Origin of the sequence: Prosthecobacter sp. (assembly GCF_044373815.1) — a bacterium.
In the GTDB taxonomy this organism is placed as follows: domain Bacteria; phylum Verrucomicrobiota; class Verrucomicrobiia; order Verrucomicrobiales; family Verrucomicrobiaceae; genus Prosthecobacter.
In genome coordinates, this window is sequence record NZ_JBIPNG010000041.1 from 1 (window position 1) to 25130 (window position 25130).

The following is a 25130-nucleotide window of genomic DNA, read 5'->3' on the forward strand; positions in this document are numbered from 1 at the left end:
CCACTCCCGCCATGAGCAGCACCGCGGCGACGATGCGAATGCCATAGGCTTTGCCGGACTCATGGCGTTCGCGGTTGCCCAGCAGCGGGCCGAGCAGCGCGACGACCGCAAGGCTCCACATGCCGCGCGTGGCGTACACCACGTTCACGCCGACAGCGTCATTGAAGTACGCCAGCGAAAGACCCAAGGTCATCGATTGAGCGGCGATCAAGGTGCTGCCGCCGAGGGACCACTGCGTGGCGCGATTCCATGGAATCGGCGGGCGATTGGGCAGCAGCGTCATCGAAAGGAGTGATAGCACGCCGGTGGTGCCGGACAGGATCGCCAGAAAGGTCTTCGGGCCAAATGAGGGCGCCCATTTTTGCAGGAACACATCGGCGAAGGCGTAGAGTGCGGCGCTGATGAGCGCCATGACCACCGGACCGGCGAGCCGCGCGCCTTTCGGCGTTTTGAAATCGGTGGCGCTCATGAGGAAAATGCCGCCCGTGGTGATGATGGCAGCCACCCACATCAGCGGCTTCATGCTGTCCGTGATGAAAAGGCTGGCTCCGAGCGCGACAAACACGACCTTGGACCCCAGCACCGGTGTGACGAGCGACACATCCCCGCGCTGCATTGCGATGAAGGTGAACCAGCCCCCGACGAAAAACAGCGTGCCCAGTCCGACCGGCAGGTACCATTCCGTCCAGTTGACGGGCTGCGTTTCGAGTAAAGCGAGCGGCAGAAACGCGAGCGTGCTGGTCCAGTTGTTGATGTGAAAGCACGCCATCGGCCGCGCTCCTTCCGTGAGCGCTTTTTTCAGCAGCAATGACGCGATCGCGTAGCCGACGGCAGAGCCGAGCGGGAAGAGCAAATACCAGGGAAGATTCATGAGCCGACCAGTTTCAGCCCCCAGGCAATGACCAGTGGCGTGGTGACACAGCTCACAATGGTGGTGGCCATCACGACCTGCACGGCGGTGGATGCTTGCCCCCCGTAGAGGCGCGCGATCATGATGTTAAACACGGCGGAAGGCATCGCGCCCTGCACGACAATGACGCGCTTCAAATCCAGGCTGATCGGCAGGTAGTAGGCTGCTGCGAGAAAGGCGAGCGGGATGACGCCCAAGCGCAGGATCGGACTGACGACCGCCACCTTCCATTGCATGGCCCCTTGCCCCCACAGATCTGCGATGGAGGCGCCGATGAGCAGCACGGCCAGCGGCACCGCGCAGGCACCTAGCATGGCAAAGGTGTTGTGCGCCACCTGCGGCACATGGGCATGCAGGCCGGTGAAATTCAGCAGCAGCGAGGTCAGAATGGTGAGCACCGGCGCGTTCAGCGCGAGCCGCCACGGGGCCTTGTCCAGGCCCGTCAGCAGCCCGACGCCCGCAGTCCAGCAGGCCAGCTCCACGCCGAGCGTGAAGGTGAAAAGCACCCCCAGCGTGCCCTTGTCTGGAAACAAAGCGGTGACGATAGGGATGGCCACGAAGCCATAATTTTGCAGCCCGCAGGCCACGCTGAAGGTGCGGCGGCCCTCGCCTTTCTTCAGGCCGATCAGCGGTGCCACAAAATACGTGAACCCGATGCCGAGCGCGACAAGCGCATAACCCAGCCCCGCAGCAATGAGCACCGGCGGCAGCCGCATCACGGCGGGATTTCCCACCACGCGCTCAATGATCAGCGCCGGCGTGAGCATCATCACAGAGAGCTTCATCAGGCTCACATCCGCCTCCGGTTTCAGCAGCCCTGTCTTGCGGGCCAGCGCCCCGGCGGCCATCGTGAGATAGACCGGCACGGCCACGGAGAGAATGCTGAGGTAATCGAGGGTGGCCATGCGCGCGGCCTCCAGCTAGGCGGAGATGCGGCTTTCCGCAAGTACCTCAGGGGCAGGGAGTGCCCATGGCACACAATCGTATCTGTATTTTTCTTCTGTCAGAAGTACGACAGACACTCCTGTCTGTCGGCCAGCGCCCACGCAATCTCCCCGGCTCTCCCAAATCCCCACAAACCGACCGTGGAGACGCTCGGCGGCGGCTTGAGGACAAGCCGCAGCCGCCCTGCCTCGCGTTGGGCGTTCGCATGCCCAGCGCAGGTAGGGCTGGCTGTCCTCAGCCAGCCGCCGTCGAAGCCCACGATTTTCGAGCAAGAAACAGCCTTCTAAACGGAAATGAGTTTTACGAACTGCTATATGTGAGACTCCGCAGATCGACTCTCATCACCCCCGCTTCCACACCACCCACAGCTCCGGCGGTGACGCCGCACGGTTGATGGGCCGCACGTGCTGCACCTCATAGCGTCGGGATTCGAGCGCCGCCGCCCAGACCGCGATGCTGCGCCCCTCCTCGGCTCCGCCTTCGTGCCCGGGATACACCGCGATCGTGAGCAGCCCGCCTGGCCGCAGCAGCTCCAGCGCCGCCTGCACCGCGATCATCGTGGTTTCCGTGTGGGTGATGAGTGTTTTGTCCGTGCCCGGCAGGTAACCGAGATTGAACATGATCGCGCTGATCTTCCCATGCTGCTCTGCCGGCACATGATCGCGCATGGTTTCATGCCCGGAATGAATCAGCGTCGTCATCTCCGCCGGCACACGCTTTGCTGTCTCCACCAGGGCCGTCGCCTGCACATCAAAGGCATACACATGCCCGCCGGGGCTCACACACTGGGTCAGAAACAAGGTGTCGTGCCCATTCCCCATCGTCGCATCCACCGCGATGTCGCCCGGCCGCAGGCGGTCCTTCAGCATGAGCTGCGCCCACAGCACAGACGAGGGCAGGCCGCCATTCGGGCTGGCAAGATGGGGTTTGGGGGGAAGCATGCGCGGAGAATAGAGACTTCACCGGCGGAATAAAGCGCCGGATGGTACGATCCCTGAGATGGTCTGCGCAGTAGACTTGCCGCCCGAGTTGGCGCATGAACTCGTATTCTCTTCATGCCTGCGTCTGCTCCCACCACTCCCAATTCATCCGGCTGGAATTTCGACAACTCCTATGCCCGCCTGCCTGCAATGCTCCACGAGCAACTGGAACCAACACCGGTAAAGGAGCCACGCATGGTCGTGTTCAATCACGCGCTGGCGCAGTCCCTGGGATTGAATGCCTCAGCTTTGGCAGAACGCGCGGCGATCTTTGCCGGCAACGAACTTCCCGAGGGCGCTGAGCCCCTGGCCCAAGCCTACGCAGGCCACCAGTACGGCCATTTCACCGGCCTGGGCGATGGCCGGGCGATCCTGCTGGGAGAGCAAATCACTCCCACAGGAGAGCGCTACGATGTGCAGCTCAAAGGCTCGGGCCCCACGCCCTTTTCACGGCGCGGGGACGGCCGTGCGGCACTGGGACCCATGCTGCGCGAATACATCATCAGCGAGGCCATGCACGCGCTCGGCATTCCCACCACCCACAGCCTCGCAGTCGTCACCACCGGCGAGAAAGTCTTCCGCCAGGAGTCACTGCCAGGTGCCGTGCTCACCCGCATCGCCGCCAGCCACATCCGCGTGGGCACCTTCGAATGGGCGGCGGCGCACAGAGATCAAAGCGCCCTCCAAGCCCTCGCCGATCACACCCTGCAGCGCCATTATCTCGCTCTCGTCACGGCGGAGGCACCCTACCTCGCCCTGCTCGAAGCAGTGATGGAACGCCAGGCGCGCCTCATCGCCCAATGGCAGTGCGTCGGCTTCATCCACGGCGTCATGAACACCGACAACGTGGCGCTCAGCGGCGAGACCATCGACTATGGCCCCTGCGCCTTCATGGATGCCTTTGACCCCGCCACCGTGTTCAGCTCCATCGATCGCAATGGTCGCTACGCTTACGGCAACCAGCCGCAGATCGCCCAGTGGAATCTCGCCCGTCTGGCGGAAGCCCTGCTGCCGCTCCTACACGCCGATGAAAAGCAGGCCTTGGAGCTCGCCAATGCGGCCATCGAAAGTTTCAAGACGACCTTTGAAGGCCACTGGCTCACCGGCATGCGGGCCAAGCTGGGGCTCTTCACCGAAGAGGCTGGGGACCGCGCCTTGATCGAAAGCCTGCTGACATGGATGAAGGAGCAAAAGGCCGATTTCACCAACACCTTCCGCGCTTTAAACCCCGCAGAAACCGCTCCACAGGAAGGCCCCGCCTTCGCCGCCTGGCACGCGCAATGGCAGGCCCGTTTGAAACTTCAGCCCCAGCCAGCAAACGAAGTCCTTGCCCACATGCGCGCTCACAATCCGGCGGTGATCCCTCGCAATCACAAGGTGGAAGAAGCCCTCGCAGCCGCAATGGAGCACAGCGATTTGAGCGTCATGCAGCGCCTGCTGAACGTGCTGGCAAAGCCATACGAGGACCGCGAGGTCCAGTCTGAATTCACCACGCCCTCCGGTCTGGCACCCGGTGCCTATCAAACGTTTTGCGGCACGTGAAGACGTAGGTTGGGTGTGGCGACAGCCCGCCCGACCATGAGCGCGTGGAAATCGTCCCTGACCCAATGCTTCCCCAGACCCCAGCCTTCTTCAGGGATCAACAAACACCCAGCCCACGAAAAGGGTCTTCACCCTCAAATCTGATTCCGTTGCAGATCCAGCTCTGGATCCAGCGCACCACCATCCAGCAAATGCTCGATGAGATGCCGGGCTAGCCAAGGACTGCGCAGAGAACCTTTGGAACCCAGGCCATTCAGGAAAGCGACGCGGGGGTGCGCGGGGTGCGTGCCCATGAGCGCCTGCTGGTTCTTGATGATGGGCCGCACCGCCGTCTGCGTGGCGGTGATCGTCGCAGGTACCTTGAGCAGGCTGTACAGGTTGGCTTCCAGCTGCTGTACTTGCTCGGGGGCGGGCGTATGAGCGTCGTCAAATTTCCATTCGTAAGTCGATCCGGCGCGCAGGGTGCCGTCCGGGCGCGGTAGCAGCCAGCAGCTGCGGTTGAGGATGCGCTCTTCGCCTTGGAGATCGGCCTCCACCGTGAGGATGGTGCCACGTGCAGACTGAAACGGCACCCAGTTGAAAAGGGGGTGCTTTTCCGCGCTCCAGCCCTGCGCCCAGATGACGTGGGAGAAGCGCTGGCCCTGCCACTCCACGCCTGTCTCGTCATCGTGCACCTCGCTGGGCCGCACATCCGCCTGCATCCAGGCTCCGAGTTCTGCGAAGAAGCTGCGGCTGGACTGCAAATAGGCAGGGGTGTCCAGCCAAGCGGCGTGGCGCTGCTGGAAGCCATTGGCAGGCTCGTGAATGACCTTCGCGTCGAGCTTCGGCACCTGCGGGTGCAGGAAGGGCTGCATGTCGGGATCCCGCCGGCGCTTGTGCCATTTGGCGATTTCTGCCTCATTTTTGAGCAGGCGTACGTACCCACGCGGGAAGAAGCAGCGCTGTCCGAGACGCTGGCCGCAGCGGCGGTAGAAGCCCAAGGCCTCACGGTAAAACATTGTATAACGCCAGCTGACCGTCAATCGCATGCCCGTGATCGGCGTGATCAAACCCGCCGCCACCTTGGAGCAGGTGAGTGCTTCGTCCCGATCCACAATCACGAAGGGCACACCGCGCTCCCACAGACGCCAGGCCAGCGCCGTGCCGGCGAGTCCCTGGCCGATGATGAGGATGCGGGGTGGCATGACGAAAGGAGTGCGGGGCCTTTAGCCCGAAATCATGCCCGAGTCATTCACAGGCACGCAAAAAACAAACGGCAGCTCACGGCTGCTTTTCCAGCATCACCTGCATGATCTCTTTGAGCTTCTCGTGAGTCTTGGCGACCTGCTCCGCCGTGGGGGCGGTGGGGGTGGGGCTGCGCCAGAGAGAGCTGATTTCTTCAATGGCGGCACCGATGTGCTTGATCATGGGCTCTTCATGCTTGGGCATGCCGAGTCGGTTGTAGTCATCACGGATTTCCTGAAGAATCACGGGTGAGCCGATGCACAAAGGCCTCACTTCCACGGTGTCATTTTCCACCACCACGCTGGAGACGATCTCCAGCAGTCGCAGCCAGAGGCCCAGATCGATCAGGACCGCCAGGTCGTCGTCCCTCTGCTCCCGCAGCATGCGGATAAGCACCTGGTGGCTGTCCACGATCTCGTTACGCAGCTCTTTCCACTCATTGCTTTCCGCCATTTTGCCCTGAGCCATGAGACGGGGCAGGAGTTTTTCACCCAGACCCAGCATGCGGCAGTAGCTGAGCACTTCCTGGTTGTTGTTGCGGAACTGCTGGGCATCCCCCGCCTGCCAGATGAGGAAGCTGTCTGCCATCAGGCCGCCGAGAAGCAGGGCGGCACGCCCCCGATCCGTGGGCGGCGTGGGCGGTGGCGGGCGAAACAGCAGGCGCCAGCGCGCCTTCGTGCGCTGGCCGATCAGGTCGAGGAAATCCGCCGGGGTCTGATCTCCCAGGATGATGGAGGGAGCTCCGTCATCCAAGGCTGGTTCATCGGCCCCAGCAGGCATCCCACCGAGGCACAGACCCAGCGCTACGAGGCAAATCGTACGGAGGGAACGGGACGGGGGAGCGGACATGAGCGGGAACCGACGACATTACTTTACTCCACGGTAACACTTTTGGCGAGATTTCTTGGTTTATCGACATCGCACCCGCGAGCGACGGCGATGTAGTAGGACAAAAGCTGCAGCGGAACCACGTTCAAAATCGGCGTCAGATAGGACGGGCAGTCCGGCACGTAGATCACATCATCGGTGATGCGCTCCAGCTCCGTGCGGCCTTCGGTGGTCACGGCGATGACGGGGCCTTTGCGGGCGCGCACTTCTTCGATGTTGCTGACGTTCTTGTCGAAGACGGCATCACCTGGAGCAATGAACACGGAAGGCATGTCCGGCTTCACCAGGGCGATGACGCCGTGCTTCAGCTCCGCGCTCGGGTGACCGCTGGCGTAGATGTAGCTGATTTCCTTCATCTTCAGGGCACCTTCCAGCGCCACTGGGTAGTTCATCTGGCGGCCCATGAAGAGCATGCCCTCGGCATTGCAATGCTTCTCGGCGATGGCCTTGATCTTGTCCGCCTGCTTCAGAATTTGAGCGATCTTGTCCGGCATCGCTTCGAGCTGGTCGATCATCTCCAGGCCATCCACACTGGAAAGATGGTGGATGCGGCCCAGCAGCATGCTGAGGAGGGTAAGGATGGTGACCTGGGAGGTGAAGGTCTTGGTGGCGGCCACACCGATTTCCGGCCCGGCGTGGATGTACACACCGCCATCGCTCTCGCGGGCGATGGTGCTGCCCACGGTGTTCACGATGCCCAGGCAGCGGATGCCCTTGCGCTGGCCTTCCCGCATGGCCGCGAGCGTGTCGATGGTCTCGCCGCTCTGGCTCATGACGAACTGCAGCGTGTTCTTGTTCGTGGGCACGTTGCGGTAGCGGAACTCACTGGCGATTTCGACCTCCGTCGGCACACGGGCGAGGGATTCGATCAAATATTCACCCACCATGGCGGCATGGTAGGCCGTGCCGCAGCCGGCGAGGATGATGCGGTCGATTTGTACCAGCTCCTTCGGGCTCATGTTCAGACCGCCCATGATGGCGGTGCACTCGTCGCGGGAAAGACGGCCGCGCATCGCATTGCGCAGGGAATTCGGCTGCTCGTAGATCTCCTTGAGCATGAAGTGCGGAAACTCACCCTTTTCGGCATCATCCGCGCTGAACTCCACGCGGCTCACCTTCACCTCGGCGGGCACGCCCTGGTGGGACTGCACGTCGTAGCTGTCTTTGGTGATGGTGACGATGTCGTAGTCGTTCAGATAAACCACGTCCCGGGTGTGGGCCACCACGGCGGACACGTCGCTGGCCAGGAAATGCTCGTGTTTGCCGAGACCGACGATCAGCGGGCTGCCCAGACGCGCACCGACGATGACGCCGGGGTAGTCGCCATGCATGACGGCGATGCCGTAGGTGCCCTTCACGCGGGCCAGCGCGGCTTTGAGTGCGTTCACCAGACGCAGCGTGCCGTCTGGTTCCTTCGATTCATCAAAATAGGTGCCCACCAGGTGGGAGAGCACCTCGGTGTCTGTTTGGGAGAGAAAGGTATGCCCCTTGGCGATCAGCTGATCGCGTAGCGTCTGGTAGTTCTCGATCACGCCATTGTGCACCAGCACCAGCTTGCCGGACTGGTCCGGGTGCGGGTGGGCATTCACGTCCGTGGCCGGGCCGTGGGTGGCCCAGCGGGTGTGGGAGATGCCCATGGTGCCCAGCGGATTCGCCTCCGTCACGGCCACACGCAGGTTGTCGATCCGACCCGCGCGCTTCACGATCCGGAGGTTCTCGCCGCCGCCATTGAGGGCCATGCCGGCCGAGTCATAGCCGCGATATTCCAGACGACGCAGCCCATCCAAGAGGATGGAGCTGGCCTGACGATTGCCGATGTATCCAACGATTCCGCACATGAGAGAGTAAAAGGGGGGTAAAAAGACCCTGCCGAAAATGGCAGGGCAGTACGATACCCCCTCGCAGAACCCACGCCAGCAGTTCGTGGTGAAGCACATTTTTCTTTAGTAAAACAAAGTCCGGCCCTGAATCAGGTCGGCAAGGCGTAGAGCTATCAAAGCCAGTCAATGAACGCGGGCAGCGGTGGTGCTGTCAGCATCTGCATGACAAACAAACCCAACTCGACCCCGAAAGAGAAGGACAGCCTGACCCCGAAGGAGAAGGAGATTCAGAGTCTCTTCGCCCGGGGAAAATCGCCCGAAACCATCGCCATCCGCCTGGGCATGAAGATCTCCAAGGTACTGGGGGTGATCGCGCTGGTGCCCAAGCCGCTGGGTTGACGGGGAAAGTGCCCTGTGGGTCAAAAAGATGACAATCCCATCGGGCATCGAATTCATCCCAAAGTCCCCGGCACCAGTTCGCCGTACACGTCCGTGAGGCGGAAGTCGCGGCCTTGAAAAAATATCGAGCCTTGCCTGTCCTTGGTGCTCTCTTGGTTTCATGGTCTTCGTTTCCACACACTGATGGCTTTCGCGAGACCGTAGATCGCGAACAACGAAGCCCAGCAACAAACCATTACAGACCCGGTTTTTTCATCACCACCCAAATACATCCCTGTGGAGACCGCAGCTAACATCAGGAGGAGTCCGACAATTTGGGTAACAGTGTATTGCATAAATCATCGCTGACTAGGAATCGAAGAAAATGGCAATCAATGAATAACCGTCATCACCTCACCCCAAAATCCCCGGCACCAGCTCCCCATGCACATCCGTCAGCCGGAAGTCGCGGCCCTGATACCGGAAGGTAAGGCGTTCGTGATCGAGACCGAGGAGATTTAAGACGGTGGCGTTGAGGTCGTGGGTGTGTACGGGGTTTTCGGCGATGTTGAAGCCGAAGTCGTCGGTCTTGCCGTACACGGTGCCGGGCTTGGTGCCGCCGCCGGCCATCCACATGGTATAAGCGTCCTTATGATGATCGCGGCCAGGAGAGGTTTTGACGCCATCGCCATTCGCGCCCTGGCGCAGCGGGGTGCGGCCAAATTCGCCACCCCAGATCACGAGGGTTTCATCCAGCAGGCCGCGTTGTTTGAGATCGCGCACCAGCGCGGCCATGGGCTGGTCCACGTCCTTCGCTTTGGCGGTGAGGGCGCGCTTGAGGCCACCGTGGTGGTCCCAGTCGGAATCAAACAGCTGTACCATGCGCACCCCGCGCTCGATCAGGCGGCGGGCCAGCAGGCAGTTGTTGGCAAAGGAGGCCTTGCCGGGCTGCGCGCCGTACATGTCCAGCGTGGCCTTGTTCTCGCGCGTGATGTCCATGAGCTCCGGCACGCTGGTCTGCATGCGGTAGGCCATTTCGTACTGGCTGATGCGCGTGGCGATCTCGGGATCTCCCACGATGTCGAGCTGCTGCTCATTGAGCGACTTCACGGCATCCAGCACATGGCGGCGGTCTTTCGTGCTTTGTCCCGGCGGATTGCCGAGAAAGAGCACGGGCTCGCCGCTGCCGCGAAACGGGATGCCCTGATAAACGCTGGGCAGGAAGCCGGTGCTCCAGAGTGTGGAACCCGCGCCGCCGGGAGGCCCGGACTGGAGCACCACGTAGGCGGGAAGGTCGCGGTTCTCAGTGCCGAGGCCATACGTGACCCACGCGCCCAGGCTGGGCCGCCCGCCCTGGCCAAAGCCCGTGTGCAGAAACATCTGCGCCGGGGCGTGATTGATCTCATTCGTATGCAGGGATTTCACCACGCAGATGTCATCCGCCACCGTCCCGAGATGCGGCAGCAGCTCGCTGAGCTCCAGGCCGCTCTGGCCATGCCGCTGAAATTTGAATTCCGTGCCCGCCAGCTTCAGCTCCCCGCCGATGAAGGCAAAACGCTTGCCCTTCGTCAGTTCCGCCGGGCAGGTCTGGCCGTCCATCTTCTGCAGCAGCGGCTTGTAGTCGTAGAGATCGAGCTGCGAGGGCGCGCCGATCATGTGCAGGTAGATGATGTGCTTGGCCTTCGGCGCGAAGTGCGGTCGCGGACCCGCCAGCGCGGCGGCCGCCGGAAGATCCCGTGCCAGCATCGACCCCAGCGCCATCGAGCCAAGGCCCAGCCCGGACTGCCGGAAGAACTGGCGGCGGGAGACGTCGAGGAAAGCGGGCGTGGTCATGCGGGGGATGAAACGTGCGGACTCGGGCTGAGATTGCGCCAAGTCCCCCTGTTCCTGCGGAACAGGGGAGTCCTTGTTGCACAGCACCAAGGCTCCTTTATGAATACCCATGGCACTGGGAACCAAAAATCGACTGCATGAGACGGGCGTGGCCTGCAAAACCTACCTGCGTGAGCAGCACAGCGACCAGCTGGATCTGGTCACGGAATTCATCGCCGAGATCGAAGGCACCGGATCCAAGCAGGATCTGACCGCGTGGAATCAGTTCAGCGACCTGCGCCGCAATCAGGCCGAGATGCTGCAGCGCGCGGAGGCTGCTTTTCAGACCTGGCTGGCCGGCGGCTGATCCGCTGTTGACTCACGCTTCACGGTGAAACAGCGCACAATCCACGTCAGCGTCAGCGTGGTGGCTGCACCCGTCGCATCGGCGATCAGGTCGCGCATGGTTTCGCGGACGCTATGCTGAATGTGCGAGCCAAACACCACATCGGAAAAAAGTTCGGCGAACTCCCAGAACAAGCCCACCGTGCAGGCAAGCGCGAAGGTGAAGAGGTAGCGGGCGAACGGGGTGAGCCGGCCAAACCAATGCGCAAAGCAGTCCAGCGCGTGCCAGAGAAAGAACGTGATGGCGACTCCGCCGCTGTAATGCATGACGAAATCAAGCTGCTGCCGCCAGGGCGTGCGCATGATCTTCTGATGAAAAATCACGACCGCCAGCGGTGCCCAGCCGGCGCGCAGGAGCAGGCGGAGCAGAGGTGTCATAGCTTCTTCCAGTCCACCTTGGCGATCTGCTCGCGGCCATTGCGGTCGTGGTACTTCACGTGGCCGTGCTCCACGCCGTACTCGTGCACGCACTTGGTCACCTTCACGTCATAGCAGCAGTATTCGGCGATCTTGGCGACTTCACCCTGCTGCCACCATTTGAGCGCGTCCAGACCATCAGCGGTCTTGCCCATGCCCAGCGTGGCAGCAGCCACGGCGTCGAGCTTGATGCGATGACCGAGCACCTTTTCGAGGTCGATCAGCAGATCCAGACTGTGCGGCAGATCGGCAGAATCAAAGAGCAGGTCGTGCCCTTTGAGCACTTCGTAATCGAAGCCGATGTGGTTGAAACCGACGACGAGGTCGGCGTTTTTGAGCTGGCGGATGAGATCAGGGGTCTCTTCCTGCGTGTAGATGCTGTACTCGTTCCGTCCGGTGCTGAAGGTGCAGGCCACGGAGATGCCCATCATGTGCTTGTTGCCCCAGCCGCCGACATCGTTTGCCGTGCGACGTGTTTCGAGGTCGAAATAAACAATGTCTCCAGCCATGAGATCGCGTGGGCCTGCGTCAGCTTAGCCGATGCGATAAACGATGCGTGCCTTGTCCATGTCGTAGGGGGACATTTCGATCTTCACCGCATCGCCGATGACGAGACGGATGAATTTCTTGCGCATCTTGCCGGAAATATGAGCGAGCACTTCGTGACCATTGCGCAGCTTCACACGGAACATGGTGCCGGCGAGCACGGCGGCGATGGTGCCTTCCAGCTCAATGGCTTCTTCCTTTTGCTTGCCAGCGTCCACAGGCTCCGGCGGACGTGGTGGTGGAATGAAGCGAGGTGGACCGTTGCGACGAGGTGGGCCGCTGCGGCGGGCGGGGCCGCCGCGTGATGGACCGCGATTGGGGGGACGTGACATGCGTAAAAAAAGTAGGGTATGAGGATGCTCCCACACGCGGGGAATACAAGGGTAATTTTGTGCCGTGACTGGCGGGGAAGCCCGATCTGTCAATTCGGATAGACAAAAATCTCGCCGCCATGCGTCCTGTCCGTGAAACTCCCCCCGCATGCCCGCCGCCCCGACACTGCCCGAAGTCTACGATGCCCACGCGGCGGGCCTGTATCACTATTTCACCAGTTTCACCGGCAACGAGGCGGACGCCAAGGACCTGCTGCAGGAGTTTTTCATCAAACTGGCGCGTCTGACTATCCCGTCGGGCATTGCCAACTTGCGCGCCTGGCTGCTACGGCTGGCTCACCACCACGCCATCGACTGGCTGCGGCGGCACCGCGTTCGGCGGGATGCCGAAGAGGCCGCGCCAGTGGAGGTCTTTGCCACGCACACAGATCCGGACCAGACGGAGCTCGCCCAGCGCCTCACCCGCGCCCTGGCCCTGCTGCCGCTGGAGCAGCGCAGCGTGGCTCAGCTCAAGCTATGGGACGGCCTGACCTTTGAAGAAATCGCGGAGGTGCAGGGCATCCCGCTGAACACCGCAGCCAGCCGCTACCGCTACGCCCTGGACAAGCTGCGCAGCGAACTGCGCCCACTATACGATGAACTGAAACCGTCATGAATGCGAACCCCGACCCCTTTGAAAACGATCTGCGCGCCCTGCAGCGCCGCCCGCTCCCGCCCGAGTGGCGCGCCGAAATGCTGCACGCCGCCGTGCAGACGCCGCGTGTGGCACGCACCCCGCGCTGGCTGCTGGCCGGCTGGAGCCTGGCCTGGGCCGCCACGCTGGTGATGTACTTCACCACCCCCGCCGAACCCTCCGCACCGCAGGCAGCAGGCATGAGCCACACCACCCCGCCCTTGCTGTGGCAGCAGCGCGCTGCCGTCATCGAAGCCCTCCTGGCCGCCAACTGATCCCACTGACAATTTACCATTACATACCATGATCCGCCGCCTCCTTTCCAAACGCTTCGTCCGCATCCTCCTCTGTTTCTTCATCACGCTCGTCACCCTCGTCGTCCTGCTCTATGTCTGGACGAACTGGAGCGGCCGACGCCGCTGGGCCGCTACCAAGGCCATGATCGAACACGAAGGCGAAACCTTCGACCATCTCAGGCTGCTGCCCGAGACGCCGCCGGCGGCGCAAAACCTGCTGGCCATTGAGCCTCTGGACGGCATCACCGTAGCCGTGGATCAAGCTGATGCCAAAGGAGCGTCGGAAGCAAAGCGCCAGGCCCTGGCAGCCTTGAAGCTGGAGGCGAAAGCACCCGGTTCAAGCGGGGTGGACAAGGGCGAGATGACGGACATGCAGGCGTGGGCGAAGTTTCTGCGCGAGACGAAGTACCTTGACCTCCCGGCTGAATCCCCCACCCCCGGCAAGGAGATTCTGGCGGCGCTGGACGTGAAATTCCCAGTCCTCAAGCAGCTCGCCGACCTGGCCCCCCAGCGCAGCCTGGCCATGTTCACCCCCGGACTGCGGGAGCGGGAGCTGCCGGAGATGCTCTTCAGTCTCTCCATGCGGCATTACACCGCAGCGCAGCCTCTGGTGCGCGCTTTGTGCCTGCGTGCCCGTGCAGCCATCGATGCGGGGCAGGGGGCGGAGGCGGCCCGCAGCCTGCTGGCAGCGGAGAAAATCGGACTGGCTTGCGAAAGCGAGCCCCTGCTCATCGGCCTTCTGGTGGGAAACGCTACCGAGGCTCAGGTGAATGAGGGCATCTGGCTGGGCCTGCGGATGAGGGCCTTTGCCGATGCGGACCTGCGCCTCCTGCAGCAGGTATTGAGTGCGCATGATCTGGACAAGGCCCTGCTGCTGGCATGCCGGGGGGAGATGGCCTTTGGCCTGAACGTCATGGAGTACCTGCAAGACGTGACCGCAGGAAGAAAAAAGGCGGCGCAGGATGTGGCCTCACTCTTTGGAAACGAACGGCAAAGCCTGTTCCGCGGCGCCTTTCTGGTGCCGAGCGGCCTGTTTGACCATTGGAAGAGCGTGATCGCCGAGCAGGAATGGAAGCACATGATCGAGCCCCTCCGCAAAGGCGGGATCGCTGCCGCAGTCAAATCGGCTGAGGGGGTGAACACGGAAATGAAAGAGAAGCATAATCTGGTGCTGCATCCAGACTACATCATGGCCCGCCTGGTAGTCCCTGCCCTCGCCAGCGTCACTGAGATAGTTTTCGTCGCTCAAGCACGTGAACGTCAGGCGCTGGCAGCCATCGCACTGGAGCGCTTTTATTTGAAGCACGCCCGCTATCCTGCGGCTCTGCAGGAGCTCGTACCCGAATTTACCACCGCCGTTCCGCTGGATCCCTGCGATGGCAAGGAGGTGCGCTACCGCACCACGGCGGCTGGCCGCTACCTGCTGTGGTGCGTGGGCCAGGACGGCAAAGACGACGGCGGCGAGATCAAAAAAAACAGCGTTCCCATGAGAAGCCCCGACTATCTCGGCGACTGGACTTGGCAGTATGAGCCGGTAGAAACCGGCTCAAAAAAGTAGCTGTGGAGCGCGGAATTTATTCCGCAGCACTCCGCAAACGCACACAGCTCCGCAGCATCTCTGCCGCTCTTTCTTTCTCTCAGCCGAAGTCTTCGTGTTTGCGCTGTTCTCCATGCAAGTTCCGCCCGCTGAGAGCAGGCGACCTGCTGCGGAATAAATTCCGCGCTCCGAAGGCGCTCAATACAAATCCAACCCCAGATCCAGCGCACGGCTGGAATGCGTCAGCGCACCCACAGAAATCGCATTCACACCCGTAGCAGCGACGTCCTTGATCGTCTCAATCGTGATGCCGCCGCTGGCCTCCAGCCAGAGCTTGCCGTTCACGAGTTTCACGGCCTCACGTAGCTTTTCGGGGCCCATGTTGTCCAGCAGCAGCATGTCCACACCTTCGAGCGTGAGGAAGCCGGCCACCTGATCCAACGTGTCAGCTTCCAGCTGCACGCGCACACCCGGGCGCTCCGCACGCAGTTTGCGAATGGCGGCCTGGAGGGAGGTAAGGTCGCTGTTGGCGGCCAGGTGGTTGTCCTTGACCATGGCATGGTCATAGAGGCCCATACGGTGATTGGTGCCGCCGCCGTCTTTCACAGCAGCTTTTTCGATCAAACGCCAGCCGGGGGTCGTTTTCCGCGTGTCCCACACCTGCACTGGGTGCGGCTTCACCGCTTCCACGTAGCGCTGCGTCTGCGCGGCCACGCCGCAGAGACGCTGGAGGAAATTCAGCGCCGTGCGTTCGGCAGTGAGCAGTGAGCGCGTGCTGCCGGCGGCTTTCATGAGGATGCTGCCCCGCACAAAAGGGCTGCCATCGGGAATGCAGACCTCCACTTCGAGCGTCGGATCGATTTCCTTGAAGACGGTCACGGCAATTTCAGACCCGGAAACGATCCCGGGCTCACGGGCAACGATCTCAGCCCGGGAGCGTGAATCGGCTGGAGTGAAGTAGAGGGAAGTGACATCTCCCGTGCCGACATCTTCGGAGATGGCGGCGCGGATCAGGGCTAAAACAGAGGGTTCCATGGGTGGCCGGATCATAGGCCGTACCGGGGAGGTTTCCAGTACGGGGAAAAACAGGTTGCCAAATTTTAAAAACTCTCCATCTTCCCCGCCCCTCGCCCCCGGCCTGACTGATTCATGGCCTTGCGTAGCGTGGCCATAGGAGCGTGTCATGAGCAACATCATCGAAAAGATCAATCAAGAGCAGCTGAAAAAGGAAGTCACCGCTTTCACCGTGGGTGACAGCGTCAAGGTCCACACCCGAGTCGTGGAAGGTGACAAAGAACGTATCCAGATCTTCGCAGGCATCGTCATCGCCCGCAAAGGCTACGGCATCAACGAAGCCTTCACCGTCCGCAAAATTTCCTATGGCGAAGGCGTTGAGCGTGTGTTCCCAGTGCACAGCCCAAAGGTTGCCAAGGTCGAAGTGACCAAGAACGGCAAAGTGCGTCGCGCCCGCCTGCACTACCTGCGTCAGCGCCAGGGCAAGGAAGCCATGTCCGTCAAGGAACTGGCTCAGAGCGACAATTAATTTTTTCGCATTCGTTTTTCAAAAAAAGAGAGGGCCGCAAAGCCCTCTCTTTTTTTTGTGATTGAGCGTGGTTCAAAATGCATGGTCAGGTAGCGCGGTCAGCACCCAGCGAAGAGTCAAACAGATGCCTTGCTGGGGGTGGTTTGAGGATGCAGCCCTTCCATGAGGGTCTGATTCGTTAAATTTTTCTTGTTTGGACTTGCCATACGGGCTTCCATTCGCTAAAAAAATAGCGAAATGTCCGACGCCACCAATCTTTCCCGGCGCGAGCGCCAGATCATGAATGTCCTGCACGCCGAGGGCAGCGCCACGGTCGCCACGGTGCAGGCCCAGCTGCCGGACCCACCCACGGACATGGCCGTGCGTCGGCTCATGCACATCCTGGAGGAGAAAGGCCACGTGAAGCGCCTGCGCAAAGAAGGCCGCGAGGTCATTTACGCCCCGGCTCAGTCGAAGGCTCATGCGGGCCTCAATGCCCTGAAACTGGTGCTCGACACCTTCTTCGGTGGCGCGGTGGACGAAGCGCTCGCCGCTCACCTCACCCGCAAAGACGCCTCACTCACGGATGAGCAGACCGCGCGCATTCAGAAACTCATCGACGAAGCAAAACGCGAAGGCCGCTGAGATGAAAAGCATGTGAACCGCCTGACTCCTCATGAACACCAGCACTCTCCTTGATCTGTTTTCCCACACCGCACTCAAAGGGGGGGCGGTTCTTCTCGTGGCGCTGCTCCTCGGCCTGGCTTTGCGAAGGATGGCCGCCGCGCGCCGGTACGCCCTGTGGATCACCGCCATCGCCACGCTGGCCGTTCTGCCCTTGGCGATGTGGGCGCTGCCTGCCTGGCATGTGCTTCCGCAAACGGACGTCGGTCTGGAGTGGCCGGCGATGGAGCCGGAGCCAGTCATCGCAAGTGCCGCATCCGTCCTGCCATCCGAAGACCTCCCTGTCACCGCGCCCGCCGTCAGCCCAGTCCTGCCCGCGTCATCGCAAATCGTGCCCCAGCCCTCCTTCTCTTGGAATATTTCATGGCAGGATGTGGTAGTCACTTTGCCCGTGGTGTGGATGCTCATGGCCGGTCTGTTGCTGCTGCGCCTCGGGCGCAGCGCCTGGCGCTTGCATCGTTTGGAAGCCTCCCTGCGCCCGGGTGAATGCGCCCTGCTGATTCAGGCCGCGCATGAGATTGGGCTGCGGCGCATCCCTCTCTTGCTCATCGGCCCCAACGATTCCGTGCCCATGGTCTGGGGAGTTCTGAAACCACGCCTGCTGCTGCCCCAGGGTTTTGAAACCTGGAGCCCAGAGAAACAACGCGGCGTCCTTCTGCACGAACTCGCCCATTTGAAGCGCGGCGATCCCCTCGCTCTCTGGGCCGCGCAATGGGTGAAGGCCCTGCATTGGTTCAATCCCCTCGTCTGGCTGACCTTCCGCCAGCTCCGTGCCGATCAGGAACGCGCCTGTGACGATGCCGTGCTGCGCAACGGCGTGCGTGCCAGCGACTACGCCCAGTCCCTGCTCGATCTCAGCCGCCACAATCGCCTCGCTCCTGGCCTGTCGCTCTGCGCTCTCACCATCACCCGCTGCGCCCCCGTCGAAGCCCGCGTGAAAGCCATCCTCGATCCCACGCGCCGCCGCGAAGGCCTCACCCTGCGCTGGCTGGCCGGGCTCGCTGGCTGTGCCCTGCTCATCACCCTGCCCGTGGCCATGCTCCATGCCATCGAAGGCCCCCCACTGCGCGGCCGTATCCTCGACCGCAACGGCGTCGTGCTGGCGGAAAGCACGAAGGAGAAGGTGCGTGTTTATCCCCTCAAAATGCTGGCGGCGCATGTCGTGGGATATACTCGACTGCCCGAGTCCGCCGAACCAAGACTGCATGGGGGATCTGGTGTGGAAAAGAAGGAGGATGCCGCACTGAAAGAAGGCAAAGATTTCACACTCTCACTCGACGCACGCATTCAGGCACTGACGCAGCAGGCGATGAAGGATGGCGGCGTGGAGCGTGGCGCAGCGGTGGTTCTTGATCCACGGACGGGAGAAATACTGGCCTCCGTTTCCCTGCCCAGTTTCGACCCCAATGTTTTCATTCCATCCATCAGCTACAAGAATTGGGATCGCTACCTCAAGGATATTGACGTCCCGCTGCTGAACCGCGTGGTGAAAGGTTATGTGCCGGGCGTCGCCAGCCTGCCACTCACTGCGCTCGCAGGCATCGCAGCGGGAGTCGGTGACAGCAAATTCACCTGTGAGGGCCGGACGATCTATGGCAACAACACCATGCTTTGCTGGATCCAGCGGCAGAGCGACGGCAAGCATGGTGAGCTGGACATGCGCAGCGCTTTCCTCGCGAGCTGCAACTGCTTCTGGCACCAGTTTGGTAATGCTGCGGGAATCGAGCATATCGAAGCCATGAGCCAAAGGATCGGCTTCGGCACGCGCTACGGCATTTTGGACGATGAGAGCCCTGGCCTCCTGCCGAGTCCGTCTTGGCTGGAGCAGAATCATCCAAAAGAAAGATGGTCGGCAGGTTTCACGGCCAATACATCGATTGGGATGGGGTTCATGCTGGCCACCCCGCTGCAACTCGCGGTCCTGGCGGCCACGGTGGGCAACAGCGGCAAAGTGCCACAACCCAGCCTGTTGAAAAAAGCGGGGGCCACCGCGTGGCGTGCAGATCTCGTGTACGAAGGGCTGGACGTTCCGCAGCTCGAAACCCTGCGTGATGCCATGCGACTGGTCGTCAACAGCGACAACGGCACCGGGAAAGCCGCCCGAAGTGAGCGGGTTGTCATCGCGGGTCGAACGGCCACTGCACAAAACTGGCGGATCGTGGATAAAAAACGGGTGGAGGACAACCACGCCTGGTTCATCGGCTTCGCACCCTTCGACAAGCCCACTCTAGCCTTTGCGATTTTGAAACAAGGCGGCAGGAGCGGCGGCAGCGACTGCGCCCCCATCGCCAAACGCATCGTCGAAGAAGCATTGGCGCTGCCTGCGGATGGCTCAGGAGATGTAAAGCCGGTGGAGCAAAAAGGCGCGGCTGCGCAGGCGCAGTTCGACTTCAACGCCGCTGAAATCTCACGGCAAATCAAACTCCTTGAAGCAGAGCTTAAGGTCGACTTGAAGGAATTCAAAATCGGCAACGGCCAGGTGACGATCGTCGGCGAAGCGGCTGGCATGGTCGAGGCGTTGCAATTGCGCAAGCGGCTGGCAGAGATAGGCGAGAAGAGGCAGATTGAATGGTCCTTTCCGTTGCCAAGAAGCTTGGAAAACGGCCGAGTCGGGTTTCGGGCCGGCGGGGTTTATCAGGCATCGCAAACAAACACGGAAGAAGGGAGCGAGAAAACCAAGGCCGCTCCCAAACCGCTTCGGATCTTCAATAAAACGACTGCCAAGGTGATCAGCCGAAGCTCCAGCGCTTCGTCTCACAGCCTGGTCATCGACAAAGGTTCGCTCGACGGCATCGTCGCCAACAGCCCGGTGATCACATCCGTTGGTCTTGTCGGGAAGACAGCCACGCCGGAGCCACACACGACCAAGGTGATTCTCCTGACGGATGAACTCTGCCGTGTCTCCGCCAAGGTGGAAGGGACTCTTGAGCAGGGCATACTGGCCGGTGAGCGTGAGGCACAGGCCGTGCAGCCACAGCTGCATCTCCGCTTCCTCAGCCGCTTCGCCAAAATCAACGTTGGTGCCAGTGTGTACTCCTCCGGTGAAGGCGGAGTCTTCCCGGCCGATCTGCTCTTGGGGTGCGTGAAGCAATTCATAAGCGGGGATGTTTCCGGAGAAGCCATCGTTGAACCCGCCGTTGACTTCTCAACCCTTGATCAGGTGTTCGTGATCGAGTTGAAGACCGAGCCTCCTGCCCAAGAAGCACCAAAACCACCCAAGCCCGCAGACCAGGCTCAGCTCCGTCAGCAAAGCGATGCCGCGATACGCATGCAGCCTGCTCTGGCAAACCAATGGGCTGCTTTGAAACGGGCCGGACTCTTAGCTGACCTGCCAGCACGCGCCCGCCCGTTTGATCTAGGGGACAAGCATCCGGAGCGCCAGGTGAAAAGCGTGCCGGAGTTTCATTTTTGGACGTCACGGGTGGACGTGCGCCGCTGGCTTGTGGACTCGCACTGTTCTTCAGCAAAAGCGGACCCGCTTGCATCAAGGCGCTCGCTGCTGTGGGAGCCGCCTGCGGTTGAGGACATTGCAGCGGACTGGCCCGCCCCTCCGCAGCCATTTCAGCGCACCTACGCTGCCGCCAGTCACTGCGAGGTCCACATCGCCGCTTCGGATGGCGAGAATGTGACCGTGACCGTTCGCCAGAAAAGACCCTCCATCCTCATCGCGCCAGATGAATCTCAGGAGCCACGTCCTGCGGGCAGGTTGGCTCCTGAATATCATGGAAAGAGCCTCTCTCAGAGTGAGTCCGCACTGCCTGCGATCGGCATAGCCTTGCAAACACTTCGCCCAACGATCTCATCAGATGAACGCGAGTACCAGCCAACCTTCCGACCGCAACCGATCCAGTACAGAGTGCAAGCACCAGCACCACCTTCCGCCCCCACACTCGAAATGCCATTTCCATTGAACCGTCTCCATCAAGATCTCAGCGCCGACTCGGAAAAAGCTCTGCGACGCAGCTTGGGAAGCGGCAACCGCATGCAGCAGGCTTTGGTGGTCAGGGCACCGCTGTGATAGCGATGACCAAAGGAGGGCGCAGCGAAGTCCTCACTGCTTCAGCAACCCGCTGTCCACCAGCCACTCCGTAAACCGCATCGGCCATCTCGCCGCAGCACTCGGCTTGGCATCCGCCTTGTACCCGAAGCCATGCCCGGCATTGGCAAAAAGGTGCATCTCAGCTTTCACGCCAGCAGCCTTGTACTTGAGGTAGAGCGTCGCCATGCCTTCGGAGATGTCCGGGCGGTCGCTGTAACCTGCGGCGATGAAGAGCGGTGGCATGCCCTTGGTGGCATTGAAGAGGCCGGAGGTGCCGGGATAGATGAGGCCCTGAAAGTCGGGGCGGCTGCTCTGCTGCTCGATGGGATCGGCGGCGTCTTTCTGGCCCGGATCATTCGTCATGGCAGCAAAGGCGGCCAGCTCGCCCCCGGCGGAGAAGCCGAGAATGCCGATCCGGTCCGGCTGGATGTGCCACTCAGCGGCACGGCTGCGCACCGTGCGGATGGCCCGGCGGGCGTCCGCCATGGCATGGTCCTGAATGGTGTAGGTGCTGCCCGGTTCGCGGGCCAGCCGGTATTTCAGCACAAAAGCCGCGATGCCATGATCACGGAACCATTCCGCCAAGGCATAGCCTTCATGTCCGAGGCAGAGCTTGGAGTGGCCCCCGCCAGGGCAGATGATGACGGCGGTGCCGGTGGATTTGTCCGCAGCGGGCACGTACGGCGTGATCGTGGGCTTGTGGACGTTGCACACGTTGCTGCCCTCGATCTTCTCCGGCTCGGCAGCCCGCGCTTCAGAGCCGGGGGCTCCATGGGCCCACAAAGGGAGGGCGGCGGGAGTGTCTGCGGCACCGAGGGCAAGGGGCAGAATAAGGCTGGCGAGGAGGAGTCGGATCATGGGTTAAATGTAACGCTGAGAAAACCGAAGTTTACTGGAAATCATCGCATGATTGACAAATCAAAGACTCCCGCTAGTTTCGCGCCCCCTTTTCGAGGGGAGGCCGTGATTTGTCCGGTCTGAGCTCCCACTTTCCCTTTCACCACCCCACACGCCCATGCCAAAGACATTCAGGACCTACCAGCCTTCCAAGCGCACGCGCAAGCAGCAGTTTGGTTTCCGCGCACGCACGAAGACCGCTAATGGTCGCGACATCCTGCGCCGCCGTCGTCGCGCCGGACGTAAACGCCTCCTGCCAAAGGGCGTGGAACTCCACTTCAAGCGTCACACCCAGCAGCACACCTAATTCTGCTGCGGCGCGCTCCTTATCATGCGCCTTCCCTCAAGCCTGCGGATGAAACTCGCGTGCGATTTCGCACGCGTCAAAACGCAGGGCAGCAGCCAGGCCGGAAAATTTCTGGTTCTGGGTGCTTTGCGTGTGGAAGCGCTGAAGGAGTTCCAGTTTGGCCTCATCACCGGGGGCAAGCTGGGCAATGCCGTCGTGCGAAATCGCATCCGTAGGCTGCTCCGCGAGATCGTGCGTGCACACCGCGCGGAAATCGCTCCCGGCTGGCAGATGGTGATCATCGCCCGCTGGCGTGCCCCTAAGGCCACGCTGGCAGAACTGGAAAATGACTGGCTGCGGCTGGCGCGGCGCATGAATCTGCTCACCCAGAAGCTCCCTGCCCCGCCCGCTCCATGAAATGGCTCATCCGAATTTTCATCCGCGGCTATCAAGTGTTCATCTCCCCCGTCATTCACGCCATTGGCGGTCCCGGCTCCGGATGCCGCTACACCCCGACCTGCTCGAGGTATTTTCTCCAGGCCGTCGAAACCCACGGCGTGCTGCGCGGCTGCTGGCTGGGCCTCTGCCGCATCGGCCGCTGCCACCCCTGGGGTGGACACGGGCATGATCCCGTGCCGGACAAGAAATGACAAAACCCGCATGACGAATTTTGCCAGACAATGTAGTCGCGCACACGGGGGTCACTCGCCATTTGTCCGTCTGCTTTCGCCATTGCTTCCAAGCCGTGTCTCCCATCTGACCCTGGAGACCCGCATTTTCAAAAAAACCTCTCTCACCCAAAGCTAAAAAATTTCATGGACCGCAAAAGTTGGATCATCGTGACGCTCTGCGTCATCCTCGCGGGGGTAAACCTGTACTACGTGCAGGAAAATCAGAAGCTCGCGCAGGCCGAGGCGACGCGCATCAAGCAGGAGCAAGCCGCTAAAAAAGCGGCGGAAACACCCGCAGCACCGACAGCCGCGACCCCCGCCCCCGGCGTCACACCTGCAGCGCCTGCGGCACCCGTGGCTGCCGACGTGCCGGTGGAAACTCACTCCATCAAAGTGGGCACCGTCACGTTTGAACTGACCTCCAAAGGCGGCGGCATTGCCCGCGCCGCACTTGCCGGCACGGATCAGGTGACGCTGAACAAATACGGCCTCGAAGCCATCGGCGCCCTGCGTCGTGAAGCCTCCGGCATGGATGCGCTGGCCTACAAGCTGACAGAAAAGAGCGACAAGAGCGCCACCTTTGAAGCCACCACCGCCGAAGGGATCGTCGTCACCAAGAAATACTCCCTGACCGAAGGCCCGGAAGGAGACGAGCATCTCATCGATCTCAAGATCACCCTCAAAAACACCGGCACCGCTCAGCATCGCTCCGAGGAATATTACCTCTACGCCGGCGCTGCGACCGCCCTGAAGCACGACGAAGGACGCTATGACGGCTTCTTCTGGAACAACGCCGGAGACACAGATCACGAGCTGTCGAAATACTTTGGCAAGGGCGTCTTCAGCGATGCACCAGCTGAGTACCGCCATTCCTACAATGCACTGCGCTACGCAGGCGTGATGAGCCGCTTTTATACCCACATCATCACCCGCATGGCGGAGAAGGATGCACCAGCCAAGGTCTGGGCTGGTCGCCGCAAACTCGCCCAGCCGATTGATGCCGCGAGTGCGGGCAAGGCGGAGATCGAAGACTTCACCTACGATGCCTCCATGAGCCTGCCGGTGGTGGATCTCGCCCCGGGTGCCTCGGTCACGGAAAATTACCAGATCTACCTCGGCCCGAAGGAATACGACCGCCTCAGCCGGATCGGCCACCAGCGCAGCTACGCGATGTTTTACGGCTACTTCAAGATCGTCAGCATCGCCCTCTCCAAGGTCATGCGCTGGATGCACAACATCAGCGGCAGCTGGGGTCTGGCAGTCATCCTCCTGACGATTTTCGTCCGTCTCTGCCTCTGGCCGATCCATGCGAAATCCACCATGACCATGAAGCGCATGGGTCTGCTGGGTCCGCTGATGAAAGAGCTGCAGGTGAAGTACAAGGACAACCCGCAGCAGCAGCAGTTGGAGACCATGAAGCTCTACAAGGACTACGGCGTGAATCCGCTGGGCGGCTGTCTCCCGTTGTTCCTGCAGTTCCCCATTTTCATCGGCCTCTACAGCGTGCTGGAAGTGGCGGCGGAGCTTCGCGGCCAGTCCTTCTGGTGGGTGCGGGATCTCGCCGCAGCGGACACCCAGGGCGTGTTCATGGGTTTCAACATCAACCCGCTGCCGATCATCATGGGCCTCACCATGGTGGCCCAGATGAAGCTCACCCCTCAGCCTGCGACAGTGGACAAGACGCAGCAGCGCATTTTCATGCTGATGCCCCTGTTCTTCCTGTGGATCAGCTATGACTTCGCCGCCGCCCTCGCCTTGTACTGGTCCACCCAGAACATCTTCAGCGTCTTCCAGACCCGCATCATGAAGCTTTACATGCCTGAGCCCAAGCTGGAGAAGGTAGCGCTGAAGCCAGCAGCCAAAGCCGCACCGGCACAGAATCCTTTCTTTAATTCGGGAGCACCCTCAAAAGAAGACAAGAAAAAAGGCCCGAAACCGCCACGTCTGGGAGGCTAGAGATCCATGACACCCCTCGAACACTCACGCCATATTCTTGACACGATGCTCGGCTATCTGGGCTTCGTGGTCCAGATCGAGGAGGACAACGGCCCGGACGGCCCCACGCTGCAGGTGCTCACGGATGATTCAGACGCCCTCATCGGCCGCCGGGGTGAGACGCTCGAAGACATCCAGTACCTGGTAAACCGCGTCCTGCAGCGCCACATCAAGGACGCCCCGCGCATCCGCGTGGACGTGGAATTCTACCGCTCCATGCGTGAGGACAAGATGGTCGCCCGTGCCAAGGAACTCGGCGACCGCGTGCGCGCCACCGGCCAAAACGCCGACCTGCCGCCGATGAACAGCTACTACCGCCGCCTCATTCACA

The 25130-nt window shown here is 61.5% G+C and carries 25 protein-coding genes and 1 pseudogene; 14 read left to right on the top strand and 12 right to left on the bottom strand.

Features of this window, described 5'->3' with window-relative positions; genetic code table 11:
- The 3 genes from ACIREA_RS05680 to ACIREA_RS05690 all read right to left on the bottom strand — a co-directional run.
- On the bottom strand, positions 1–871 hold an 871-nt coding region (locus tag ACIREA_RS05680), incomplete at its 3' end, for an EamA family transporter (RefSeq protein ID WP_397381295.1).
- Complete coding sequence (locus ACIREA_RS05685; RefSeq protein WP_397381296.1) at positions 868–1815, bottom strand: AEC family transporter; 948 nt, start codon at positions 1813–1815, stop codon at positions 868–870. The genes ACIREA_RS05685 and ACIREA_RS05680, both read right to left, overlap by 4 nt.
- Positions 1816–2196: 381 nt before the next feature.
- Positions 2197–2796 (bottom strand): class I SAM-dependent methyltransferase, encoded by a 600-nt coding sequence (locus ACIREA_RS05690; RefSeq protein ID WP_397381297.1) that lies wholly within the window; start codon positions 2794–2796, stop codon positions 2197–2199.
- 114 nt (positions 2797–2910) lie between these two features.
- On the opposite strand from ACIREA_RS05690, the gene ACIREA_RS05695 reads away from it, so the two are divergent.
- Positions 2911–4377 carry a YdiU family protein gene (locus ACIREA_RS05695; RefSeq protein WP_397381298.1) on the top strand — a complete coding sequence of 489 codons (1467 nt, stop codon included), beginning with the start codon at positions 2911–2913 and terminating at the stop codon, positions 4375–4377.
- Positions 4378–4511: 134 nt separating this feature from the next.
- Here the strand turns inward: ACIREA_RS05695 and ACIREA_RS05700 are convergent, their stop codons facing one another.
- The 3 genes from ACIREA_RS05700 to glmS form a co-directional block, all read right to left on the bottom strand.
- Positions 4512–5561, bottom strand: coding sequence for an NAD(P)/FAD-dependent oxidoreductase (locus ACIREA_RS05700; protein ID WP_397381299.1), 1050 nt, complete (start codon positions 5559–5561; stop codon positions 4512–4514).
- A gap of 76 nt (positions 5562–5637) precedes the next feature.
- The gene (locus tag ACIREA_RS05705) at positions 5638–6450 is read right to left on the bottom strand and encodes a hypothetical protein (RefSeq protein ID WP_397381300.1); all 813 of its coding nucleotides are present in this window, start codon (positions 6448–6450) and stop codon (positions 5638–5640) included.
- A 23-nt stretch (positions 6451–6473) separates the two neighbouring features.
- Positions 6474–8327, bottom strand: coding sequence for a glutamine--fructose-6-phosphate transaminase (isomerizing) (glmS, locus tag ACIREA_RS05710; RefSeq protein WP_397381301.1), 1854 nt, complete (start codon positions 8325–8327; stop codon positions 6474–6476).
- A 204-nt stretch (positions 8328–8531) separates the two neighbouring features.
- On the opposite strand from glmS, the gene ACIREA_RS05715 reads away from it, so the two are divergent.
- Complete coding sequence (locus ACIREA_RS05715; protein ID WP_397381302.1) at positions 8532–8708, top strand: helix-turn-helix transcriptional regulator; 177 nt, start codon at positions 8532–8534, stop codon at positions 8706–8708.
- A gap of 393 nt (positions 8709–9101) precedes the next feature.
- Here ACIREA_RS05715 and ACIREA_RS05720 read toward each other — a convergent pair whose 3' ends face one another.
- Positions 9102–10520: a DUF1501 domain-containing protein gene (locus ACIREA_RS05720; RefSeq protein WP_397381303.1), complete on the bottom strand. Its 1419-nt coding sequence runs from the start codon at positions 10518–10520 to the stop codon at positions 9102–9104.
- 109 nt (positions 10521–10629) lie between these two features.
- Here ACIREA_RS05720 and ACIREA_RS05725 point away from each other — a divergent pair, with 109 nt between their 5' ends.
- A complete protein-coding gene (locus tag ACIREA_RS05725; RefSeq protein ID WP_397381304.1) occupies positions 10630–10866 on the top strand; it encodes a hypothetical protein in 237 nt (78 codons plus the stop codon).
- On the opposite strand, the gene ACIREA_RS05730 is transcribed toward ACIREA_RS05725, so the two are convergent.
- Genes ACIREA_RS05730 through infA form a run of 3 tightly spaced genes read right to left on the bottom strand, consistent with a single transcriptional unit; the run spans position 10842 to position 12199 of the window.
- Complete coding sequence (locus ACIREA_RS05730) at positions 10842–11282, bottom strand: hypothetical protein (RefSeq protein ID WP_397381305.1); 441 nt, start codon at positions 11280–11282, stop codon at positions 10842–10844. The genes ACIREA_RS05725 and ACIREA_RS05730 overlap by 25 nt on opposite strands.
- Positions 11279–11830, bottom strand: coding sequence for a ribonuclease H-like domain-containing protein (locus ACIREA_RS05735; RefSeq protein WP_397381306.1), 552 nt, complete (start codon positions 11828–11830; stop codon positions 11279–11281). Before ACIREA_RS05735 ends, ACIREA_RS05730 begins: the two co-directional genes overlap by 4 nt.
- 24 nt (positions 11831–11854) lie before the next feature.
- Positions 11855–12199 (bottom strand): translation initiation factor IF-1, encoded by a 345-nt coding sequence (infA, locus tag ACIREA_RS05740; RefSeq protein ID WP_343222587.1) that lies wholly within the window; start codon positions 12197–12199, stop codon positions 11855–11857.
- 148 nt (positions 12200–12347) lie between these two features.
- Between infA and ACIREA_RS05745 the strand changes: the two genes are divergently transcribed.
- Genes ACIREA_RS05745 through ACIREA_RS05755 form a run of 3 tightly spaced genes read left to right on the top strand, consistent with a single transcriptional unit; the run spans position 12348 to position 14726 of the window.
- Positions 12348–12854 (top strand): RNA polymerase sigma factor, encoded by a 507-nt coding sequence (locus ACIREA_RS05745; protein ID WP_397381307.1) that lies wholly within the window; start codon positions 12348–12350, stop codon positions 12852–12854.
- Positions 12851–13147: a hypothetical protein gene (locus ACIREA_RS05750; RefSeq protein ID WP_397381308.1), complete on the top strand. Its 297-nt coding sequence runs from the start codon at positions 12851–12853 to the stop codon at positions 13145–13147. The genes ACIREA_RS05745 and ACIREA_RS05750 overlap by 4 nt, the downstream gene beginning before the upstream one ends.
- Positions 13148–13175: 28 nt before the next feature.
- Positions 13176–14726 (top strand): hypothetical protein, encoded by a 1551-nt coding sequence (locus tag ACIREA_RS05755; protein ID WP_397381309.1) that lies wholly within the window; start codon positions 13176–13178, stop codon positions 14724–14726.
- A gap of 177 nt (positions 14727–14903) precedes the next feature.
- Here the strand turns inward: ACIREA_RS05755 and nadC are convergent, their stop codons facing one another.
- Positions 14904–15740 (bottom strand): carboxylating nicotinate-nucleotide diphosphorylase, encoded by an 837-nt coding sequence (gene nadC / locus ACIREA_RS05760; RefSeq protein WP_397381310.1) that lies wholly within the window; start codon positions 15738–15740, stop codon positions 14904–14906.
- A gap of 148 nt (positions 15741–15888) precedes the next feature.
- Between nadC and rplS the strand changes: the two genes are divergently transcribed.
- The 3 genes from rplS (at position 15889) to ACIREA_RS05775 (ending at position 20929) form a co-directional block, all read left to right on the top strand.
- Positions 15889–16248: a 50S ribosomal protein L19 gene (gene rplS, locus ACIREA_RS05765; protein ID WP_397381311.1), complete on the top strand. Its 360-nt coding sequence runs from the start codon at positions 15889–15891 to the stop codon at positions 16246–16248.
- Positions 16249–16485: 237 nt separating this feature from the next.
- A complete protein-coding gene (locus ACIREA_RS05770; RefSeq protein WP_397381312.1) occupies positions 16486–16872 on the top strand; it encodes a BlaI/MecI/CopY family transcriptional regulator in 387 nt (128 codons plus the stop codon).
- 31 nt (positions 16873–16903) lie between these two features.
- On the top strand, positions 16904–20929 hold the full coding sequence (locus ACIREA_RS05775; RefSeq protein WP_397381313.1) for a penicillin-binding transpeptidase domain-containing protein: 4026 nt from the start codon (positions 16904–16906) through the stop codon (positions 20927–20929).
- Positions 20930–20962: 33 nt separating this feature from the next.
- Here ACIREA_RS05775 and ACIREA_RS05780 read toward each other — a convergent pair whose 3' ends face one another.
- Entirely contained in the window at positions 20963–21808 is an 846-nt protein-coding gene (locus ACIREA_RS05780; protein WP_397381314.1) for an alpha/beta hydrolase, read from the bottom strand.
- 157 nt (positions 21809–21965) lie between these two features.
- Here ACIREA_RS05780 and rpmH point away from each other — a divergent pair.
- The 5 genes and pseudogenes from rpmH to ACIREA_RS05805 all read left to right on the top strand — a co-directional run.
- Positions 21966–22100 (top strand): annotated as a pseudogene (gene rpmH, locus ACIREA_RS05785) (50S ribosomal protein L34); the annotation flags it as partial.
- Between the two features lie 78 nt (positions 22101–22178).
- Entirely contained in the window at positions 22179–22550 is a 372-nt protein-coding gene (gene rnpA, locus ACIREA_RS05790) for a ribonuclease P protein component (RefSeq protein WP_397381315.1), read from the top strand.
- Positions 22547–22783 carry a membrane protein insertion efficiency factor YidD gene (gene yidD, locus ACIREA_RS05795; RefSeq protein WP_397381316.1) on the top strand — a complete coding sequence of 79 codons (237 nt, stop codon included), beginning with the start codon at positions 22547–22549 and terminating at the stop codon, positions 22781–22783. Before rnpA ends, yidD begins: the two co-directional genes overlap by 4 nt.
- A 165-nt stretch (positions 22784–22948) precedes the next feature.
- Complete coding sequence (locus tag ACIREA_RS05800; protein WP_397381317.1) at positions 22949–24760, top strand: YidC/Oxa1 family insertase periplasmic-domain containing protein; 1812 nt, start codon at positions 22949–22951, stop codon at positions 24758–24760.
- Between the two features lie 6 nt (positions 24761–24766).
- The coding region (locus ACIREA_RS05805; RefSeq protein WP_397381318.1) for a protein jag at positions 24767–25130 on the top strand (364 nt) is incomplete at its 3' end.

Bases quoted from the DNA above. Each gene is read 5' to 3' on its own strand.
- ACIREA_RS05685 (WP_397381296.1), bottom strand. From the start codon at position 1,815: ATGGCCACCCTCGATTACCTCAGCATTCTCTCCGTGGCCGTGCCGGTC.
- ACIREA_RS05690 (WP_397381297.1), bottom strand. From the start codon at position 2,796: ATGCTTCCCCCCAAACCCCATCTTGCCAGCCCGAATGGCGGCCTGCCC.
- ACIREA_RS05695 (WP_397381298.1), top strand. From the start codon at position 2,911: ATGCCTGCGTCTGCTCCCACCACTCCCAATTCATCCGGCTGGAATTTC.
- ACIREA_RS05700 (WP_397381299.1), bottom strand. From the start codon at position 5,561: ATGCCACCCCGCATCCTCATCATCGGCCAGGGACTCGCCGGCACGGCG.
- ACIREA_RS05705 (WP_397381300.1), bottom strand. From the start codon at position 6,450: ATGTCCGCTCCCCCGTCCCGTTCCCTCCGTACGATTTGCCTCGTAGCG.
- glmS (WP_397381301.1), bottom strand. From the start codon at position 8,327: ATGTGCGGAATCGTTGGATACATCGGCAATCGTCAGGCCAGCTCCATC.
- ACIREA_RS05715 (WP_397381302.1), top strand. From the start codon at position 8,532: ATGACAAACAAACCCAACTCGACCCCGAAAGAGAAGGACAGCCTGACC.
- ACIREA_RS05720 (WP_397381303.1), bottom strand. From the start codon at position 10,520: ATGACCACGCCCGCTTTCCTCGACGTCTCCCGCCGCCAGTTCTTCCGG.
- ACIREA_RS05725 (WP_397381304.1), top strand. From the start codon at position 10,630: ATGGCACTGGGAACCAAAAATCGACTGCATGAGACGGGCGTGGCCTGC.
- ACIREA_RS05730 (WP_397381305.1), bottom strand. From the start codon at position 11,282: ATGACACCTCTGCTCCGCCTGCTCCTGCGCGCCGGCTGGGCACCGCTG.
- ACIREA_RS05735 (WP_397381306.1), bottom strand. From the start codon at position 11,830: ATGGCTGGAGACATTGTTTATTTCGACCTCGAAACACGTCGCACGGCA.
- infA (WP_343222587.1), bottom strand. From the start codon at position 12,199: ATGTCACGTCCCCCCAATCGCGGTCCATCACGCGGCGGCCCCGCCCGC.
- ACIREA_RS05745 (WP_397381307.1), top strand. From the start codon at position 12,348: ATGCCCGCCGCCCCGACACTGCCCGAAGTCTACGATGCCCACGCGGCG.
- ACIREA_RS05750 (WP_397381308.1), top strand. From the start codon at position 12,851: ATGAATGCGAACCCCGACCCCTTTGAAAACGATCTGCGCGCCCTGCAG.
- ACIREA_RS05755 (WP_397381309.1), top strand. From the start codon at position 13,176: ATGATCCGCCGCCTCCTTTCCAAACGCTTCGTCCGCATCCTCCTCTGT.
- nadC (WP_397381310.1), bottom strand. From the start codon at position 15,740: ATGGAACCCTCTGTTTTAGCCCTGATCCGCGCCGCCATCTCCGAAGAT.
- rplS (WP_397381311.1), top strand. From the start codon at position 15,889: ATGAGCAACATCATCGAAAAGATCAATCAAGAGCAGCTGAAAAAGGAA.
- ACIREA_RS05770 (WP_397381312.1), top strand. From the start codon at position 16,486: ATGTCCGACGCCACCAATCTTTCCCGGCGCGAGCGCCAGATCATGAAT.
- ACIREA_RS05775 (WP_397381313.1), top strand. From the start codon at position 16,904: ATGAACACCAGCACTCTCCTTGATCTGTTTTCCCACACCGCACTCAAA.
- ACIREA_RS05780 (WP_397381314.1), bottom strand. From the start codon at position 21,808: ATGATCCGACTCCTCCTCGCCAGCCTTATTCTGCCCCTTGCCCTCGGT.
- rnpA (WP_397381315.1), top strand. From the start codon at position 22,179: ATGCGCCTTCCCTCAAGCCTGCGGATGAAACTCGCGTGCGATTTCGCA.
- yidD (WP_397381316.1), top strand. From the start codon at position 22,547: ATGAAATGGCTCATCCGAATTTTCATCCGCGGCTATCAAGTGTTCATC.
- ACIREA_RS05800 (WP_397381317.1), top strand. From the start codon at position 22,949: ATGGACCGCAAAAGTTGGATCATCGTGACGCTCTGCGTCATCCTCGCG.